Here is a 19,725-nt window from a genome sequence, read left to right on the forward strand (position 1 = left end):
TTGCAGTAACAGCTCTGCGAAGAATATGATAACCGTTATCATTTACGCCTTATTCTTCGCGCGCGGCCTCCATGTCTTCGACTCCTGCGGTAAGCCCCACTGAACTGGCCACCTTGTACCGCCAGCAACACCGTTGGTTGCAGCAATGGCTGTGGCGTCGCTTGAACTGCCCGCAGAGCGCCGCCGACCTGGCCCAGGACACATTCCTGCGGCTGCTGGCGAAGAACCAGCCCCTTGAAATCCACGCGCCGCGCAGCTTCCTGGCGAAAGTGGCGCAAAGCGTGCTGTCCAACCACTTCCGTCGGCAGAAACTCGAAAAAGCCTACTTGCAGGCCTTGGCCCTGTTGCCGGAAGACGCCGCGCCCAACGCCGAAACCCAGTGGATCCTCCTCGAAACCCTGATGGCCCTCGATGAAGTGCTCAGCCGCCTGGCCTTGCCCGTGCGCCAGGCGTTCCTGTGGTCGCAGCTCGATGGCCTGAGCCACGGCGAGATCGCCGAGCGCCTCGGTACCAGCATCACCACGGTCAAACGCTACATCGTCAAGGCGGGTGCACAATGCATCTTGCTGGACAGCCAGCGGTCATGAATCCGGTGCCGTTATCGATCGAGGTCGCCGAGCAAGCGATGCACTGGCAACTGGAGCTGCAGGTGCCGAACGTCAGCGAGCAGACCCGCGCCGAATGGCAGCGCTGGCGTGAGCAGGACCCGGCCCATGAACAGGCCTGGCAACATTCCCAGCGATTTTTCCAGCGTTTGCAGGATGTGCGCACACCGACCCATCAAGCCTTGGCCCGCGCGACGCTGTTGCCGGCGTTGTCACGTCGCCAGGTCGTCAAGCACCTCGCCGTGTTGCTGGCGTCAGGCACCGCCGCTTGGAGCATCAAAGACGCGGCGCTGCTGCAACACTGGACCAGCGACTTCAGCACCACCGTCGGCGAGCAGTGGCGCATCGGTTTGGCGGACAACACCCAAGTGCAGCTCAATACCGACACCGCCATCGACGTCAAATACACCGCGGATGTACGCCAGATCCATGTGCTGCGTGGTGAAATCCTGGTGGACCCCAACCCCACGGATATCCGCCCGCTGTGGGTGAAAACCGCCGAAGGCCTGACCCGTGCGGTCAGTGGTCGCTTCAGTGTGCGCCAGCGCGATGGCTTTACCCAATTGGGCGCAGACCAGGGCGCGCTGTCGGCACAGATCCCGTCGCGCAGCCTGCTGCTGCAGGCGGGCGAACTCATCAGTTTTGATGCCCACACCTTGCTCGCCCGGCGCCCGCAACGGGACGGTGAACTGGCGTGGAGTCGTGGAATGATCGTCGCTCAGGGCATGCGCCTGGAGGACTTCCTCGAAGAGCTGAGCCGCTACCGTCGCGGGCGCCTGGCGTGTGATCCCGCGGTGCGCGGCTTGCGCGTATCCGGCACCTATCCGCTGTCCGACACCGACCGGATTATCGCGGCGCTGGCGCAAACCCTGAAGCTGGACGTGCAGCATTTCACCCGTTTCTGGGTCGCCCTCAAGCCGCGCCAGAAGCTTGTGTGAATTTATTTCGCGCTTGGGTGGTCCGTTTGCGAATCTCACGAGACTTGTATCCCCAGACACTACCTTCACTGGGGAATAGGGCATGCAGCCGCACACACCGAAGAAAAACATACGCTTGAAGACATCATTGGCCCTTGCCGTCATGCAGGGCATTGCCAGCGTCACTGTGGTCACGCCGCTGTTGCTGGCGTCGGCCTGGGTGCACGCAGCACCGCAAGTGGAATTCGACATCCCGCCAGGTTCGCTGGCGGAGGCGCTCAACCAGTTCGGCCAGGCCAGCCAGATCCTGCTGTCCTATCCGGCCGCGCTCACCGACGGCCAGACCAGCCCAGGCCTGCGCGGGCGGCATGACCTGGATACCGGCCTGGCGATCCTGCTCAGTACCAGCAACTTGCAAGCCGTGCATGGCAGCGGCAACACTTACTCACTGGCGCGGCGCCCGAGCGATGGCGCATTGCAGCTGGGCACCGTGTCCATTTCGGGCAAGGCACCCGGCTCGACCACCGAGGGCACTGGCTCTTACACCACGCAGTCCTCCAGCAGTTCGACGCGCCTGAACCTGACGCCTCGGGAAACCCCGCAGTCGCTCACCGTAATGACCCGCCAGCGCCTGGATGACCAACGTCTCACCAATCTCAGTGACACCCTCGATGCCACTCCCGGCATCATCGTGTTGCGCGATGGCCTTGGGGCGGAGAGTGACGGTTATTTCTCGCGCGGCTTCCAGATCCAGAACTTCGAAATCGACGGCGTGCCCACCGCCACACGCATGGACAACTACACCCAGAGCATGGCCATGTATGACCGCGTTGAAATCGTACGCGGCGCCACCGGCCTTATCAGCGGCATGGGCAACCCGGCGGCGACCATCAACTTGATTCGCAAGCGCCCGACGACCGAGACGCGCGCCAGTGTCACGGCGGAAGGCGGCACCTGGGACCGCTATGGCACCGGCCTGGACGTCTCCGGCCCGCTGACCGAAACCGGCAATGTGCGCGGGCGCCTGGTCGCGGACTACAAGACCGAACACGCCTGGATCGATCGCTACAAGCAGGAAACGCAGCTGCTTTATGGCATCACCGAGTTCGACCTCAGCGAAGACACGCTGCTGACACTGGGCTTCAGCTACCTGCGCACCGACGTCGATTCGCCGGCGCGTTCCGGTTTGCCCACACGCTTTACCGACGATTCGCGCAGTAACCTTAGCCGCTCGCTAAACACCGCGCCGGCGTGGTCCTACAACGATCATGAGCAGACGAGCTTTTTCACCGCCATTGAGCAGACGTTCGACAGCGGCTGGAGCGCCAAGGCCGAATTCACCCACACTGAAAACCAGTTCGATGAAGTCTTCAACTACGTCAACGGTTCGCTCAACGCGAACGGCAGTGGTACCACTCAATTGCCGGTGCGTTTCTCCGGTACGCCGCGCCAGGACAACATCGACCTCTACGCCACCGGCCCCTTTGACCTGCTCGGGCGTGAGCACGAGCTGATCGCGGGCGTCACCTTGTCCAAATACAATGAAAGCGTGCCGAGTTACGGCGGCTGGCATTACGACTATTCCGGCTCGCCGGCCGGTGCCATCGACAACCTGTTCAATTGGGGTGGCCAGTCGGTCAAGCCCGCGTTCAATGTCACCGGTAAATCCTCGGTGGATGAGAGCCAATATGCTGCTTACTTGAGCACGCGACTGCGAGTGACCGATGACTTGAGCGTGATCCTCGGCAGCCGGGTGATCGACTGGAAGCGCGAGACCGAAGATCGACCCTACGGCGGCACGGCGACCCGCACTGACGAATCGGAAACTGGCGTCTACATCCCTTACGCCGGCGTGGTATATGACCTCACCGACAACTGGTCGGCCTACGCCAGCTACACCAAGATCTTCAATCCCCAGGCCAGTTGGGTGCGCGACATCAATAACAAGGCGCTGCCGCCGATGGAGGGCAAAGGGTATGAGGTCGGCCTCAAAGGCAGCTTCTTCGACGAGCGGCTGAACACCAGCTTGGCGCTGTTCAAGCTGGAGCAGGACAACCTGGCCATCTGGATCGACACCCCGGGCGGCAACACCTATCGCAACGAGCAAGGCACCACCACCGAAGGCGTGGAGCTGGAGCTCAACGGCGAACTGGCTGACGGCTGGCAAGCCTCCGCTGGCTATGCCTATGCGGTGAGCACCGATGCCGACGACAAACGCATCGTCACGACGTTGCCGCGCCAGAGCCTGAAGACCTTCACTTCCTACCGTTTGCCCGGCGCGTTCAACAAGCTTACCGTGGGCGGCGGAGTGAACTGGCAGAGCAAGGTCGGCGAAGACCTGCACACCTTCAGCCAGGGCAGCTACGCCATCACCAACTTGCTGGTGCGCTATGACCTGACGTCCAAGCTGAGCGCCTCGGTCAACGTCAATAACCTGTTCGATCGCGAGTACTTCAGCTACGCCGGCAACCACGGCATGTACGGAGCGCCGCGCAACCTGATGACCAGTGTCAAATACGCTTTCTGACGCAATGATTGAACGGCGCCCTCAAGGCGCCGTTTTTGCGACAGGCGCCTTGCGCACCGGAAACGGAAAGTAGAAAAACCGCAGGAACGCCACCCGCTTGATCACTTCCCCGATCAACAACGGCACCACCACCGCCACCACAAACCCCACGCAGGCCGCGACAAACGCGGGCAGCCCCAGGCGCTCCAGCAGGTCGACCGTCTTGTGCTGGATCTCGCCGTGGAAGATCAGCAGGATCAAGGTGTTCTGACCGATATAGGTCATGGCCCGCGTGACCCAGGTCGACACCATTAATACGCGCGCCAGCGCCCAGCAGGCGTACACGCCGATCACGGCCGGCAGGGTGGTCCAGAACCAGTGGTCGTAGCGTCGCTGCGCCAGGTCCATGGTGTCCCAGGTGAAGGTGAATACCACAACGAACAATGCAATCGAAATCAACAGGGTCAGCCAGGAGCCCGCGTGGGTGCGCAGCCAATCACGCAGCAGGTAGCCGACAATGAAATAAGTGCTGCTGATCAAGGTGATATCCAGGCTGAACGGCAGGCCCGGCAGCACCCAGGTATGCCCGCCGAACGCGACTGGCAACTGCCAGAACCACGGCAGCATCCAGACGCCCACAATCAACTGCAGCGTTACCAGCGCGCAACTGAGCAACAGTGACAGCTTCAGGCGCTGGATCAGGCGCAGCATCACCCAACTGAACAGGATCGCCACCCAGAAATGCGGCAGGAACCACAGCGCCTGCCACGGAATGGTATCCACCGAGGCGTACAGCACACCGCCGATATCCGGCAAAAGCGGCTGGCCACGCAGAATGCTGCGCACGATCACATAGGTGAGCATGGTGAAGAAAAACGGTTTGAGCAGGCCATCGGCCTTGCGTATCGCCATCTCCACGAACGGCTGCTCGGGCTTGAAGAACACGCCCGACAGAAAAAAGAACAGCGGCAAGATGAACGACGCCAGCACCGGGTACAGCAAGTCCGGCGAAGTGGCGACGAACCAACTGTGGGCAAACACGATCACCAGGATGCCGATGCCTTTGGCGATATCCATTTGAATCCAGCGATGTTTCATATGAGTTGTCCTGATCGATCATTCATGCCTTGCGCCACGGTCTCAGCCAGAGTGCCATGCCCAGCAATACCACCGCGCCAGCCAGGGTGCTTAGCCCCAGTTGCAGCCACATGCCTTCAATCCGAAACAGCGCCAACGCCGCCACGCCCATCAGCACCGCGCTGAGCAGCCAGCTCCGAGCCCAGGGCAGGGCGCCGAGCAAGGCCTGGCGTTGCATCAACAACAACGCGGTGCAGAGCACGCCGGCCAGCGCAGCCAGCGGAATCCCGGCCAGGCCGAACACAAACGGCAGCACGCCCAGCAACAGCACATTGGCCAGGCTACCGAGCAGTTCACAACGCAATGGCTGGCGCGTATCGCCTGCAGCGTAGGCGTAGCGCGCGAGCAGGGCGTTCCAGGCGCCGAACACCAGTGGTACGGCAAACCAGGCGAGCAGCAGCGGCAACGGCGAGTCCAGCGATTGCTTGGGCAGCAGCAACGCCACCAGGCTCGGCGCCGCCGCCACCAGGCCGACTCCGGCGGGCAGGGTCAGCACGCTGGCGGTTTCCAGGCCACGCTTGAGCAGGGCCAGGCGCGCGTCGCCCTGGCGCCGACTCATCATGCCCAGCAACACCTGGTTGAGGCTCATCAGCGCAATCAGCGGCAGGTTCATCAGCTTGCGCGCCAGGTTGACCCAGGTCACCGCACCTTCGCCCAGCAAGGACGCCACCAGCCGTTCGATCAAGGCCAGGCCCTGGCTGGCGCCGTTGCTCAACAGCAGCGGGCCGATGCGTTGGCCCAGCTCCCGCAGTGGTGCCCACGACCGCTGCCAATGCCACGGCCGCCAGCCCTGGCGCCACATCGACGGCAGCAACGCCAACGGCATCAACAGGCTGCCGGCCAGGCAGGCCAGGGCCAATGAGTGAGGTTGAGTGGCGGTGCCGGCGAAGGCGAGGTAGGCCACGGGGGGCAGGTTGAACAGCAACGAGCCCAGGCCCGCCAGTACAAAGCGCTCGCTGGCTTGTAACGGAATGCTGAACAGCGCATGCAGCATCAGCCCCGGCACACACCAGGCGACAATCTGCAAGTTGCTGCTGGCGAGCGCCGTGGCACTGGCCGCCAGGCCGGGCCCGAGCAGTTGCACCAGCCACGGCGCCAATACAGTCAGCAGCAGGCTGGTGACCAGCGCGATCGACAGCAACGCCGGGAACAACACCGCCAGCCAGCCCAGCCGCTCGTCGTCCTGGCGCGCCAGGTACAGCGGCAGCGCCGCGGCACTCAGCACGCCGCCGGCCAGTGACATGCGCAGCGCTTCCGGCAAAAACAGCGCGATCAGGAATGCGTCACTGCGCTCGCCTGCGCCCCAGGCCGCCACCAGCAGCCATTCGCGGGCAAAACCCAGGCACAGGCCCAGCAGTGTCGCCAGCGTCAGCCAGACGGCGGAGCCCAGCATCAGGGCTTGGCGCCATCAAGCACGGGTTTGCGAAAGACCACCGGTTTCACCTGCGGCAGGCGTGCCGGAAATAGCCGGCGTGCCTCCAACACGTTGATGCCGACCATCAGCCAGAACAGCGCGACCATCACCACCGCAAAGCTGAAGTAGTGGTCGAACAGGCCACTGACCAGTGCCGAGAGAATCCCCGCCGTGGTACCCAACCAAATGGCGTTGTCCTTGGTCAGGCGGATCGGACCGTTTTCCGGCCGCGCTTCACGCCACCAGCGTACGGTCACCGCGATAAAGAACAGCATGCCGACGATGCCGGTTTTGTAGATGTAGTTCAGCCACAGGTTGGAGATGCCCAGCAAGTGAGTGTCCGGCACCGGTGGATCGACCTTGAAGCCGATGCCGAACGGGTACGACGCTACCGCCTGCGGGAACATGCGGTATTCGTCGAAACGTACTTCGGTACTGGCGTTGCTCGAAGAAAAGATCGTCGCCAGGCGTTCCTGCAACGGTGGATAGGCCATCACCAACACGACGGTCAGCGCCGCGCCGATCATCAGCAGGCGGCCGGTATACGGCACCCGGCGCGTGGCCATCCACAGCAGCACCAACGCGAGGCTGACCATCGCGCCACGGCTACTCGCCAACAGCAAGGCCGCCGCGCCCAGGCATGCCACGACCAGGCCCAGCGCGCGTTTCCAGCCTTGCTCGGTCATACCGAAACAGAAGGCCAGGGGCAGCAACAGCGCCATGATCCCGCCGATGGCATTCGGGTGCATCCACGGCGAGCCCATGCGTGAAGACATGGCTTCCAGGCCGAATTTGAGCATGTCGAAGTTGCCGTAGTTGAACAGTGCTAGCACCGGCGCAATGCCGGCCCCGGAGCGCGTGCGCACGAACACCGCAATCGACAGCACCAGCATGGCCAGGCTGCCCAGCAGCAGGGCGATCACCAGGGATTCGCGGTGCTTGTGGTCCACCAGCAACTTGGCGCAGAGGAACACCCCCGACAAGTTCAGCAACCAACGCAGCCAGTTGGCCACGCCGCTGCTGTCGGCGTGGATGGTGACTTGGCCGACAATGAAGGGAAACACGCTGAACACCATCAGCCACAACAGCATTTGGTCGGTCGGGCGTCGAGTGAGGCTCGGTGTATCCGGCCAGCGTGCCAGGAAGCTGTTCCACAGCACCGCGCCCCAGGTCAGCGCCAAGATGGCTTCGCTGACGGTACTGCGAATGCCCAGGTTGATCGTGGAATACGGCATGAACGTAGCCACCAGGGCGAACAGCAACAGGCCCCAGAATGGAAAGCGCAGGATGGTCACCGCACCGGCCACGCCGACCACGGCGAGGAACGCCTTGGCCGGCGACAGCAGCAGGGCGACGGCGCCAAACAACAGGCCTAGGAGGATGGCGACGAGGCTGGGCAGGTTCACTCTCACTTCAATTCCTCGATCAATTCGGCCAGGCGTCGGCGGTAGGCGTGATGGTTGAAGCGTTGTGCCCATTGCCGGTTTTGCTCGGGTGATTCGTCTTCAGTGCGCTCGCCGAGGCTGAGCATCAACTGCGTCAATGCCGGGCCGTCGGTGGGCGAAAAACGCGGCGCCGATGGCGGGGTGATTTCATCCAGCGAGGTGCCGCTGGCTACCGCCACGGGGGTGCCGACGCTCAAGGCTTCGATCACCGGCAGGCCGAAACCTTCGGCATAGGACGGCTGCCACAGGCGCGAGGCCTGGCGGTACAGCGCGTGCAATTCGGCGTCCGACACGCCACTGAGCGCACGAATCCCTGGCAGGGTACGCTGAACCTCGGGTAAATGCTCAAGGCTGCCCACCAGCACCAACTCCGGCACGGCGGGGGATTGCTGTCGCGCCTGCCGCCAGGCGTCGACCAGGAACGGCACGTTCTTGCGCAGCTCACGCGTGCCCACCAGCAGCCAATAGCGCTTTGGCAATTGGCGCGCACTGAGGTCCGCCGCCAGTTCGCAAAAGCCATCGACCTGATTGGGCAGTACGCGAATCTTGCCGGCAGCCTTGGGAAACAACCGCGCGGTTTCATCGGCGCTGTAGTGCGACGGCGTCCACACCCGGTCAGCGCTGTGCACCGCGTAGGCAATCGACAGGCGATCGCTGGTCTTGTAGATCAGCGCCTTCAGACGGTTGGCGTGGTAGTTGTTCAGCGTGATTTGAAACAGATCATGCAACAGCACGACCGTGCGCAGTCCCTTCGGCTTGGGCGGCAATGGCAGGCCCATATTGAAGGTGCTGATGTACAGGTCGATCTGCTGTTCACGCAATGCGCGCGGCAGAAAACCGGCCTCGAACCGCAGGCGATTCTGCGGCTGGTGCATCGCGGTCTTGGCGCAGCCCCACACCGGGCAATGGGCCTGCAAACGGGTTTCATCGCCCAGGGGCGCCACGGTAAATCGCTCAAGCTCGATGCCCGGCAGACCGTGCAGGGCGCTTTCCAGCGCATACACCTGGCGGCTGATGCCCGATTGCGGCGAGGTGCCGACGGTGCGGTAATCCAGGCCTACACGCATGCGGGCTCCTTTTGATTCACGGGCGAAAGGTTGGCGTACACCTTTTCCAACTGGCTGGCGGCGACGCTCCAGTCATGGGCGCGCCGCACATAGGCCCGGCCGGCTTCGCCCATGGGCGCGGCGGCGTCGGGAAATTGCAGCAGGCGCACCACGGCGTCGGCCAGGCTCGCGGCGGTCTGCCCGCCGAGGTAGTCCAGGCCTTCCACCAGGTCCAACCCCGACACGCCTTGCTCGGTACTTGCCAACGGCAGGCCGGCAGCCAGTGCTTCCAGCACCTTGAGCTTGGAACCGCCGCCGTGACGCAATGGCGCCAGAAACACCGAACAGCTCGACTGCAGTTTCAGCAGGTTGGGTACGAACCCTTGCCACTCGATACGCGGGTCCGGCCAGCGTTCACGCCAACTGTCCGGCATGCCGAAGCCGCACACACTCATGCGCGCATCCGGGCAACGCTCCCAGACCTTGGGCAGGATTTCATCCAGGGCCCACTCGATGGCGTCGACGTTGGGCGCGTATTCATAGTTGCCCAGGAACAGCACGCGGCGGGTCGACGGGTCGGGTCGGGCGGCGGCGAAGTGATCGCAATCCACGCCATTGACCACCACCGACACGGGTTTGCCGGCGATTTTTTCCAGGGTCTTGGCATCGCTGTCGGTGACCGCCACCACGTGCGTGGCCTGGCGCATCACCCGGCGTTCCCAGCGGGTATAGCGCCATTGGTCATAGCGAATGAAGGGCAGCGACCAACCTGGCAAGCGGTCATAAGTGGCCGCACCAAGGGCTGATTCGACATTGTGTTCGGTCAGCACGAACGGCTGGGATTTACGCGCCAGTGCCTCTTCATAGGGTTGAAAACTGTAGCTGTGTTCGATCTGCACCACATCCCAATGTTCACCCAGTAACCAGTTGAAGGTGTCCTGCAATCCACCCGACAGGCCATTCACACTGGCGAGCAACGGGTAAGGCGCGAACAGCCCGGCGAGCAGCGTCGTGACGCTGCGCAACGGGCGACGCGGCAGGATGATCAACTGTTCGAGAAAGGCCTCCAGCACCTGGCGGTCGGTAAGCGACACCGGGTGTTTGTCATGCAGCAGCAAGGTGATCCGGTGCCCACGCGCGGCCAGGCTGCGCAGCAGGTGGAACTGGCGCGTCTTGCCACCGCTGGTGGCGGGCCAGGGCGAGTAGGGCAGGATCCATAAAATGCGCATGGCAGGCCTCACTCCCATAACAGAATTTGCAGGTTCGACTTGACCGGAACGGTCAGGCCATCGGTGCCGCTCACCGGGGTTTGTGTGCCGCGCAGCGGGTCGTACAGAGTGGCGCTGGCCAAGCCCGGCAAGTGCGCGTTGCCGCCTAGGGCCGACCAGAAAAACCACAGCTTGCGCCCGTCGGTGCGGGTCCAGCCAATGCTGAACAAGCCGTCGGGCAGCGCGTCGGCGGCTGGCGGATCGCCCGGTGTGAGCTTCGGTCCGCTGATATCGAGGAAGTTCTTCAGCGCGGTGTAGACCGGCTTGGGATTGGTGTCGATGTCCAGCAAGCCATAGGAGCGATCACGCACGCTGGCGCGCTGGTCGAGGTCGCTCAGGGTGAACAGGAAAATCTTGTCGTAATCCATCGCGCTCATCAGCGCCAGGCGGCGCACCACGTAGTCGGCCTGCGCCTGTGGCGTGATGATGTCCTGGGCGTCTTTGGGCCCCTTGTAGGTCGACCAGCCCCACTCGGTACTCCACAAGGTTTGCACGCCGCCGTTGCGCAGGGCCTGGTTGAGCTGGGTGGTCTTGGCGATGAAATCCAGGTTGGCCGGGTCGTTGCCTTCGGGCAGTTGGGTGTAGGGGTGGTAGGAGATGATCGTGTTCAGGCTGGCCAAACCCAGTGCGCCCAAGGCGTCAAACATGGTCTGGCCGTTGGGCATTTCACTGAAGAACGCCATGCCGGCGGCGACCACTGGTTTGTTCGGGTTCACGGCACGCAAGGCGTTGGTGGTGACGGTCAACAGATTCGCGTAGCCGGCCGGGTCCGCCACCGGACGCCAGAAGCCGATCAGATTCGGTTCGTTCCAGACTTGCCAGGCATCGACGCTGGGGTAGCGCTGGGAGAGCAGCGCCATGCGGTTGGCGAACACGTTGGGGTCTTTTGGTGGGTACTGGTCCGGGTACAGCGACAGCGGTGGCGCGCTGGTGATAAAGCGTGCCGAACCCACCAGGTAAAACACTGACTTGATCTGGTTCTGTTGCAGCTTGCCCACCAGTTCATCGAGGGTGGCGAGCTTGTATTGGTTTTGCGCGGTTTCCAACTGGTCCCAGTGCAAATCCAGTCGCACCCACTCCAGTCCCAGTGCCTTGAGGCGGTCGATCTGCTTTTGATAACGCTCGGGGCTGAACCACAGGAACTGCGCATTCACCCCCAGAAAATCCTTCCACACCACTTCTTTGGAGCCCTTGAGCACATGGCTTTCGGCATCCGCCTGGCGCCCCCATAAGAATGCGGTCAGGCCCAGGGCGGCAACCAGCGCAAAGGTGGCGAGATAGGTGCGTTTACGCGCCATAAGGGGCTCCGCTGATGGCTTGCTCGAAGAGCTGTTTGAATTTTTGCGCGGTCAACGGCCACAGGCGCTCGCGGCCGATTTCCCCGGCGCGTTCGGCCCAATCCCGCGCCAGCGATGGCGTGCGGGCCAGGCGCAGCAGTTGTTCGCCCAGCGCGGCGACATCCCCTTCGGGGTAGATCGCGCCGTTGCCGCTGGCGACTTCCTCGGCGAATGCGCGCGCGTCGGAAGTGATCGCGCCGCGCCCGCAGGCGGCGGCCCAGGATAACGCGCCACTGGTGCCGCGCTGGCGCCCGAGCAGGCCGAGTTTTTTCGATTCACGGTAGGGCAGCACCATTACATGGTGGGCCTGGATGGTCTGGGCGATCTGATCGGCCGGCAGGTTCAGTTGCCAGTCGATGGCGTCGGTCAGGCCCAATGCCGCGATCTGCGCGTTCAGCTGTTCCAGGTAGTTGCCGCCCGCGCCAAACGCCATTTCGGCGGCGGTGCCGCCGGCCAGGGTCAAGCGCACGCGGTCGCGCAATTCGGGGGCTTGCTTGAAGACATCCGCCAAGGCTTGCACCAGGTCTTCGATGCCTTTGCCCCGGTAGATAAAGCCGAAATACAGCAGCCGCAGGGTATCCAGCGACGGCAATGCAGCCGGTGCAATCGCCAGGTTGGCGTGGTTGATCACTGCGACTTTGCTGGCCGGCAGTTGCATGCGCTGGGTCAAGCAGTCGGCACCCAGGCGGGTGAGGGTCACCAGCCGGGTCAGCCCCTTGGCGACCTGGCGTTCTTCGCGCAGGGTCAGCGGGTCGGCCAGCACCACCGCCGCTTGGGGCAATGGGCTGGGTAGGCGTTCCAACAGATTCAAGGGGAAGGGCAGGTGCTCACGCCGCCACACGATGCGCTCCGGGTCATGCACGGTGGCAGTCAACGGCAACTGCGGATAAGCCTTGCGCAGTTCACGCAAGGCCAGGAATTCCCCGAGCCGCCCGCCGCCCAGTTCGGCGTGCACCACATCGACGCTTTGCCAGTCGAAACCGCCGATGGCTTGCTTGATCGCCTCGCAATTGCCCGCCACGCCGGCCAACGGTGTCAGCACCGTCACACCGAGTTGTTCCAGTGCCGTACGGAAATGCTTCGCGTAGTCGGCGATCCCGTTCTTTTCCGGCGGCAAGGGCGCGAGCAAGGCAATGCGCATCAGAATGCACCCCGGTATTTGCCGATGGTGTGCAGCACTTTGCTTGGCACTTCGAACTTGCGACGGTTGATGATGATGCCGTCCACCTTGCCAAACGCGGTGTTGAGGATCGACAGCGCGTGCTCCACCACCGGCACGGTACTTTTGCGCGCTTCCACCACCAGGCCGATCAGGTCGGCGCGGCGCAGGTTGACGAACGCTTCGCGGTTGTCCAGCAGTGCCGAGGCGTCGAGCAGCACCACTTCGCCCGGCGCGGCGGTTTCCAGCCCACCGACCCGCACGTTGATGCCGTTCTCATGCAGCAATTGGCGCAGTTGCTCCACCACGAAGGTCACCCCTTCGCCATGGCGCGCCGAGGTCAGGCCCAGGGTCAGGCCTTGCTCGGCAATGCGGTCGGGCTGCAGCAGGCTGTACAAACGGTAGATGCTCGCATTGAACGCGTTGGTACTTTGCGCGGTGGAGGTGTCCAGCTCCGGCAGGGTGGTCCACAGGGGCAGGCCGAACTTGCGCTCCACCAGGCCGCCGTCGTGAATGCGCTGGTCGAGCAGGTAGCACAGGTAGATCACCAGCAGGCCGACCACGATGGCAAACGGGATCGCCAACACCAGCATCACCAGGGTTTTCGGGAAAATGCGGCCCGGGTTCAGGGTGGCTTCTTCAATCACGGCGATGTTGCTTATCTGGCTGTTGTCCAGCTCACGGTCGATGCGCGATTTTTCCAGGTTATCCACGTACAGCGCGTAGTTGCGCTCGGTGGTGTTCAGCTCCCGGGAGAGGCGGGCCAGCTCCGGTTCAATCTCCAGGGCCTCCTTGCGCTGCGCTTCCAGGTTCACCAGTTGTTTCTGCTGTTGAACCAGTTGGGTGCGCAGCGCCAGGTTGTTGCTGGTTTCATCCAGCAACACGCGCTGCAAGTGGATTTCCAAGGTGTTTGGCGCACGGTTTTCCGAGGCTTGCACCGTGTTGCTCTCGTTGTTGACCTGCACCTGCATGGCCCGAATTGACGCGTCCAGGGCTTTGACCGGCGGCGCGTTGTCGGTGTAGGTGCGCATCATGTCGGCCTTTTCCAGCAGCTTCTGGTTGAGTAGGCGACGCAAATCCTGCTGCTGCGGGTTCAGTGCGATCTGGCGCACCGTGGTGACTTCCTTGGGCTGGCCCTTGAGCTGGGTGCGCGTGCTCGCAATGGCACTATCGGAGGACGCGATCAGCCGCGTGGTATTGAAGGTCTCGCCGCGCAGTACGTTGATGCGCTCGGACAGATCCTCCAGACGGTCGGTGATGCTCGCCGCGCCGATCTGGTTCAGGTGCGTGAGGATCTGCTCCTTATAGCTCTTGATCTCGGTCGCGCTGTTGGCCACCTGGCCTTCATAGAAGGCATACAGGCTCTTGCGGCCCAAGGCCTCGGTGCGCTCGTTGATGTAGGTCTCGACCCAATCCTTGACCACCGCCTGGGCGATTTCCGGGTCGCTCCACTTGAACGTGATGTCCATCACCGTGGAGCCGGCGGCGTGGCTCACCTCGAAGTTCTTCTCCAGGCTGGCGGCCAGGCGTTCGACTGCCGTGGTTTTTTCGACGATGCCCACGGTTTCCATGACCACGCGCACGCCGTCGAACACCGCCCCCACGCCGCTCTTGACGTAGTACTTGGTGCGTTTCCAGAAACCTTCCGGAGGTGGTGCGTTTTCGATCACTTCCAGGTAATGCTCGGCCACCGCACGCACGATGGGCCGGCCGGTGAGCAGGCGCTCCTCGTCGACAATCGGGTCACGCTGGGTGCTGGGCATCACCAGCGCCTGGCGGTTGCTGATCTCGATGGGCAAGGTCGAATCACGCCCCGGCTTCACCAACAGCCGCGCGGTGGATTCGTACTTGGCCGGCAGCAGGAACGCCCCCAGCAGGATGATCACCAGCGCGGCAATCGCCGCCAGTTTGAACTCGTGCCGGAAGATGAAGAACAAGCGCAGAAGATCACGAAAAGAACGGATCTCGATCATGGGATGTCGCTCCTTTAGTTATTGCCGCCGCTGGTTCGGGTGTAGTTGTAGCCCACCCCAATGGACTTGGTGAATGGGATCAGTTGGTTCATGTAGGTATCCACCCCTTGGATGCGCTCGCCCACGTTGGATTTGGGCACGAACACCACATCGCCGCGTTGCAGATGCACGGGTTTGCGGCCGTTGGGGCCGGTCTTGAGTAACTGGCTGAAGTCCAGGAAGTACGCGCGATACGCGCCCTGGGCGTCTTCGCGCAGCAGGGCGACCATGCTCGCGTTACCCGCCGGGCTGACGCCGCCGGCACCGATAATGGCTTGTTCCAGGGTGTTGGCCGTGCCGAGCTGCACCGCCGTCGGGTTGTTCACCGCGCCGCCGACGATGATCGAGCTGCCCGGCGCCTGGTTGATGTTTACCGTTACGCGCGGTTCGCGGTAAATGGGCGCCAGTTTGGTAGTCAACTCCGTGGCCAGCTCCGAAGGCGGGCGACCGGCGACCTGCACCGGGCCCAGGAACGGGTAGTTGATCTTGCCGTCGGTCTGCACCGTGTACAGCGTCAGCTCATAAATGGTGCTGACGTTGAACGCCGACAGTGTCGGCATTTCGCCGGCATCGCGCACGATGCGCAACTGGTCGCCGATGCGGATGCGTTCCACCGCCGGCGGCAGTTGGGCAAGCTGGTCGAGGGCGCGTTTGCCTTCCTCGACCGTATCGCCGTCGGGCGGGACGATGCGTGCCGGCGTATTGCAGGCGGCCAGGGCCAACATGGCCACGACGAGCAGGGTTCGTTTCATCAAGGGGGACTTCCTGTGGGTCATGATGCTCACCTCCAATAACCGGGAAACATGCTGATGCGCCGCTTGAGGGCGAGGGGGAGGCGACGCTCCAGATGGCCCAGCCGGTAGCCGAGCAGTTTGAACGCACTGCGCACCAGCACTTCGGGGGCGCGGTGCAAGGCTCCGGCTTTGCGCAAGGCCGCGAGTTCGGCCAGCACATAGCGCTTGCCTTCGCCACCCGCGTCGCCAAAGGCCTGTTTGATCCACGGTTCGCGACCGTAGAACACGCCGATATCGAAGTAGCGGTGAAATTCATCCAAGAGTTTGTAATCGTGGGAATGATGCACCAGCGCCGTGGCGGCGTAGCGCACTTTGTAGCCTTCGAGCAGCATGCGCGCCGCGACATAGGCGTCTTCGCTGCCGATCACATCCGCCGGAAAACCGCCCACCGCTTCCAGCACACTGCGCCGGTACACGGAAAACGAGTCGGAACTGAAGCAGGTCTTGATGCCCAGCTCCGGCGCATCGGCCAGGCTCTTGCTGCGGCTCTGCTCGGGGTAATTGAAGTGCCGCGATTGCGCACCCAGCACACCCGCATCCGGATGCGGCAGCTGGCGGCCGTAGGCCACGCCGTAGAGCGGGTCCTGCTGCAATTCGGCGAGCAGGTTGGCGAAGGTCTCCGGGGTGGCGGGGATCGCGTCCTGGGTCATCACGATCAGCGCGTCGCCGGCCACTTGTTCGCTGGCCCAGCGCCGCGTGCCGCCGTGGTTGAAGTCGCGTGCGTCGATCACTTCGACCCGTGCGCCGAATGCGCGAAAGCGCGCCACGGTGTCATCACTGGAGGCGCTGTCCACCACCAGCATCTCGTCAGGTTGCAGGGTCTGCATCTTCAGTGCCGGCAACAGGCGCGCCAGGTGGCTGGAAGCGTTACGGGTCGGGATGATCAGTGACGTACGCATATCATTTTTTCACTTCAGCCGGGGCGCGCCCGTAGATGTCGTCGAAGCGCACGATGTCGTCCTCGCCCAGGTACTCGCCGCTCTGCACCTCGATCATCACCAGGTCGATGATGCCGGGGTTGGTCAGGCGGTGTTTGTGCCCGGCGGGGATGTAGGTGGACTCGTTGGCGTTGATCAGGAACTCGCGCTCGCCGTTGGTGATCTGCGCCGCGCCGCTAACCACTACCCAGTGCTCGCTGCGGTGGTGGTGCATCTGTAACGACAGCGACGCTTGCGGCTTGACCACGATGCGCTTGATCTTGAAGCGGCTGCTTTCTTCCAGCACGGTGTAGGTACCCCACGGCCGGGTGACCGTGCGGTGCAGGCTGTACGCCGGATGGTTCTGGCGCTTGAGCTCGGCGACGATGTAGCGCACATCCTGGCTGCGGTGGGCGTCGGCGATCAGCAGGGCATCCGGGGTGTCGACGATGATCAGGTCACGCACACCCACGGCGCCAAGGATGCGCTTGGGCGAGTCGATGTAGCAGTTGTGCACGTCATGCAGAATCGCCTCGCCATTGACCTGGTTGCCATGAGCGTCGCTGGGGGTGAGTTGGCGCAGGGCTTCCCAGGAACCGATATCGCTCCAGCCGATGTCGCAGGGCACCACGGCGACTTGCTTGGACTTCTCCAGCAGCGCCACGTCGATGGAAATATCCGGCGCACGGCCGAAGGCGTCCGAGTCCAGTTCGCGCTGGTGCGAGGTCTTGTTTTGCAGGCTCATGCTGTGCTCGAGCGCGGCGCGCGCCGCTTCCAGCACGTCAGGGGCATGGGTGGCGAGCTCGTCCACCAAGGTGCTGGCCTTGAAGCAGAACATGCCGCCGTTCCACAGGTGCTTGCCGCCGTCGAGGTAGGCTTGGGCGGTGGCCTGGTCGGGCTTTTCGACAAAGCGTTTGACCCGATGGCCTGTGCTTAACGGCTCGCCTTGTTCGATGTAGCCAAAGCCGGTTTCCGGGTGGTCTGGCTGGATGCCGAAGGTCACCAGGTAGCCGGCTTCGGCCAGCTCGCGGGCCCGGGTCACGGCTTCGGCGAACGCCACTTCATCGAGGATCAAATGGTCGGCGGGCATCACCAGCAACTGCGCGTCGCCGCCGTAGTGTTCCTGCACATGCAGCGCCGCCACGGCGATCGCGGCCGCCGTGTTGCGGCCAAACGGCTCCAACAACAGGTCGAGGGGCAGGTGGGCTTTGTTGACCGGGCGATAATCATCCAGGGTGCGGAACAGCAGGTCGCGGTTGGTCACCGTCAATACGCTTTCTACGCCGGGCAATTTGGCGGCGCGCTGGAAGGTTTTTTGCAGCAGGCTCTGGCCGTCGCGCATGCGCATGAACGGCTTGGGCATGTTCTGCCGAGACACCGGCCACAGCCGCGTGCCCGAACCACCGGAAATGATGCAGGGAATTAATCCGTTGAGTGTGTTCATCAATAGACTTCCTTGGTGGAAAGGACGGCCGGGACCGTCATGAAGACGATGTACAAATCAAACCACACCGACCACTTGGAGATGTACTCCAGGTCGTACTCGACCCGTTTCTGGATCTTGAACAGGGTGTCGGTCTCCCCCCGGTAACCGTTGATCTGCGCCCAGCCGGTGATGCCCGGCTTCACCCGATGCCGCGAGCTGTATTCGCTCACCGCCACTTCGAAGGGAACGCCCGCCGCTTTGGTTGCCGTGGCATGCGGGCGCGGGCCGACCATGGACATGTTGCCCAGCAGCACGTTGAACAGTTGCGGCAGCTCGTCGATGCTGGTCTTGCGGATGATGCGGCCCACACGGGTGATGCGCGGGTCTTCGCGGGTGGTCTGGCGTTCGGCAGTGAAGTCGCTCTGATCGGTGAACATCGAGCGGAACTTGAACACGCGGATTTCATTGTCGTTGTAGCCGTAGCGGTTCTGGCGAAACAGCACCGGGCCTTTGGAGTCGAGCTTGATCGCAATCGCCGTTGCCAGCATCACCGGCGACAGGCACACCAGCGCGAGGCTGGCCAGCAGGAAGTCCTCACAGCGCTTGATCACCGGCGACCAGCCGCGCAATGGCAATTGCGAGGTGTTGAACATCAGGATGCCGCCCACATCGGTGATCTTGCTGTGGCCGTAGCGCAGGGCGGCCATGTCCGGCACCAGCATCACGTTCACCGATAACTGCCGCAGGCGGTTGACCAAGCCGTGGATGCGCTGCTCGGCGGCCCAGGGCAGGCAGATCATCACTTGGTTGACCTGCTCGGCGCGGATCAGTTTTTCCAGGTCGCGGGTGTTGCCCAGCAGGGGCAGGTTGCTTAGCTCCTTGGGAATGCGCTCGGTGCGGTCGTCGATGAAACCGATCAGGCCGGAACGGATATCTCCGTTGCGCTGCAGGTGATCGGCGACGTGCACGGCGGTGTCGGTAAAACCCAGGATCACCGTGCGTTGCAGGTATTTTCCGGCACGCATCAGCCGACGGTACAGCCGCAGCATCACCAAGCGCTCTAAGCAGAACAACGCCAGGCTGGCCACGTACCATGTCACCAGATTGCGTGGGGTCAATTGCGGGAACATCTGCAGGATCTGGTACATGAACAACAGGAAACAGAAGGCCGCCGACCAGGCCTTGATCTTGGTTTTCAGGCGCAGCCGGTTGCTGAACAATTCTTCGGAATAGATGCCCAGAGCCTGGAACAGAATGATGGTCAGTACCGCGAAAAACACCAGCAGGCCCAGGAAGTGGGCACGCATCTCTGGGTCCATCGGGTCCAGGAACAGCACCAGGACCAGTGGGGGCAAAATGGCCGTCAGGCCATGGATCAATTTGACGAAAACAACAAAAAACTCAACAAACCCGGCGCGCGTTAAAAACAAACTGTCGACGGACGACTTCTCTCGCATAAAAACATCCCTCATTGCACTCCAGGCTTCGCTGTTTGATTGTTTGTTCAATAAAGCAGCAGGCTGCTTTAGAGCGCTGGTCAAACTGGCTACTCTGGGTAATACGCAACTTTCCATCCAAAATGTAGCTATCCATTTGAAGGGGGTTTGCGGGGGTAGTGACTAAAGGAGTGTTCCCTTACTGTGCTCAGTCAATGAATTGACTATGGTGCGGAGGTGGCATGCTAGACAGGTTAATGAGTCTTTTATTCGGCATTTTATTGACGTTCCTTGTCTGGACACTCG

15 protein-coding genes are annotated in these 19,725 nt (G+C 62.6%); 3 read left to right on the top strand and 12 right to left on the bottom strand.

The genetic code is table 11. From position 1 onward, the window contains the following. The first annotated feature begins 71 nt into the window (after positions 1 to 71). The 3 genes from U367_RS0128040 to U367_RS0128050 all read left to right on the top strand — a co-directional run bounded on the left by U367_RS0128040 (position 72) and on the right by U367_RS0128050 (position 4,049). Positions 72 to 587: a sigma-70 family RNA polymerase sigma factor gene (locus tag U367_RS0128040; protein WP_028619517.1), complete on the top strand. Its 516-nt coding sequence runs from the start codon at positions 72 to 74 to the stop codon at positions 585 to 587. Further along, the gene (locus U367_RS0128045) at positions 557 to 1,543 is read left to right on the top strand and encodes a FecR domain-containing protein (protein WP_236639994.1); all 987 of its coding nucleotides are present in this window, start codon (positions 557 to 559) and stop codon (positions 1,541 to 1,543) included. Before U367_RS0128040 ends, U367_RS0128045 begins: the two co-directional genes overlap by 31 nt. A gap of 142 nt (positions 1,544 to 1,685) precedes the next feature. Further along, positions 1,686 to 4,049, top strand: coding sequence for a TonB-dependent siderophore receptor (locus tag U367_RS0128050; protein WP_032864589.1), 2,364 nt, complete (start codon positions 1,686 to 1,688; stop codon positions 4,047 to 4,049). A 21-nt stretch (positions 4,050 to 4,070) separates the two neighbouring features. Here U367_RS0128050 and U367_RS0128055 read toward each other — a convergent pair whose 3' ends face one another. The 12 genes from U367_RS0128055 to U367_RS0128110 are packed head-to-tail and all read right to left on the bottom strand — an operon-like array spanning position 4,071 to position 19,440. Further along, positions 4,071 to 5,126 (bottom strand): acyltransferase family protein, encoded by a 1,056-nt coding sequence (locus tag U367_RS0128055; RefSeq protein ID WP_028619520.1) that lies wholly within the window; start codon positions 5,124 to 5,126, stop codon positions 4,071 to 4,073. Between the two features lie 22 nt (positions 5,127 to 5,148). Further along, positions 5,149 to 6,558 (bottom strand): murein biosynthesis integral membrane protein MurJ, encoded by a 1,410-nt coding sequence (murJ, locus tag U367_RS0128060; RefSeq protein ID WP_028619521.1) that lies wholly within the window; start codon positions 6,556 to 6,558, stop codon positions 5,149 to 5,151. After that, positions 6,558 to 7,985, bottom strand: a complete 1,428-nt coding sequence (locus U367_RS0128065; RefSeq protein ID WP_028619522.1) for an O-antigen ligase family protein — start codon at positions 7,983 to 7,985, stop codon at positions 6,558 to 6,560. Before U367_RS0128065 ends, murJ begins: the two co-directional genes overlap by 1 nt. 2 nt (positions 7,986 to 7,987) lie before the next feature. Further along, on the bottom strand, positions 7,988 to 9,091 hold the full coding sequence (locus U367_RS0128070; protein ID WP_028619523.1) for a glycosyltransferase family 4 protein: 1,104 nt from the start codon (positions 9,089 to 9,091) through the stop codon (positions 7,988 to 7,990). After that, positions 9,082 to 10,299: a glycosyltransferase family 4 protein gene (locus U367_RS0128075; RefSeq protein ID WP_028619524.1), complete on the bottom strand. Its 1,218-nt coding sequence runs from the start codon at positions 10,297 to 10,299 to the stop codon at positions 9,082 to 9,084. The genes U367_RS0128070 and U367_RS0128075 overlap by 10 nt, the downstream gene beginning before the upstream one ends. 8 nt (positions 10,300 to 10,307) lie before the next feature. Further along, positions 10,308 to 11,636 carry a GH39 family glycosyl hydrolase gene (locus tag U367_RS0128080; RefSeq protein ID WP_028619525.1) on the bottom strand — a complete coding sequence of 443 codons (1,329 nt, stop codon included), beginning with the start codon at positions 11,634 to 11,636 and terminating at the stop codon, positions 10,308 to 10,310. Continuing rightward, a complete protein-coding gene (locus tag U367_RS0128085) occupies positions 11,626 to 12,816 on the bottom strand; it encodes a glycosyltransferase (RefSeq protein ID WP_028619526.1) in 1,191 nt (396 codons plus the stop codon). The genes U367_RS0128080 and U367_RS0128085 overlap by 11 nt, the downstream gene beginning before the upstream one ends. Next, positions 12,816 to 14,807 (bottom strand): GumC family protein, encoded by a 1,992-nt coding sequence (locus tag U367_RS0128090; RefSeq protein WP_028619527.1) that lies wholly within the window; start codon positions 14,805 to 14,807, stop codon positions 12,816 to 12,818. The genes U367_RS0128085 and U367_RS0128090 overlap by 1 nt, the downstream gene beginning before the upstream one ends. Before the next feature lie 14 nt (positions 14,808 to 14,821). Continuing rightward, entirely contained in the window at positions 14,822 to 15,598 is a 777-nt protein-coding gene (locus U367_RS0128095) for a polysaccharide biosynthesis/export family protein (protein ID WP_028619528.1), read from the bottom strand. Between the two features lie 29 nt (positions 15,599 to 15,627). Next, complete coding sequence (locus tag U367_RS0128100) at positions 15,628 to 16,539, bottom strand: glycosyltransferase family 2 protein (RefSeq protein ID WP_028619529.1); 912 nt, start codon at positions 16,537 to 16,539, stop codon at positions 15,628 to 15,630. A 1-nt stretch (position 16,540) separates the two neighbouring features. After that, positions 16,541 to 18,001: a mannose-1-phosphate guanylyltransferase/mannose-6-phosphate isomerase gene (locus U367_RS0128105; protein ID WP_028619530.1), complete on the bottom strand. Its 1,461-nt coding sequence runs from the start codon at positions 17,999 to 18,001 to the stop codon at positions 16,541 to 16,543. Further along, positions 18,001 to 19,440, bottom strand: coding sequence for an undecaprenyl-phosphate glucose phosphotransferase (locus U367_RS0128110; RefSeq protein ID WP_028619531.1), 1,440 nt, complete (start codon positions 19,438 to 19,440; stop codon positions 18,001 to 18,003). The genes U367_RS0128105 and U367_RS0128110 overlap by 1 nt, the downstream gene beginning before the upstream one ends. Positions 19,441 to 19,725 lie beyond the last annotated feature (285 nt).

The organism is Pseudomonas canadensis (assembly GCF_000503215.1).
Classification (GTDB): Bacteria; Pseudomonadota; Gammaproteobacteria; order Pseudomonadales; family Pseudomonadaceae; genus Aquipseudomonas; species Aquipseudomonas canadensis.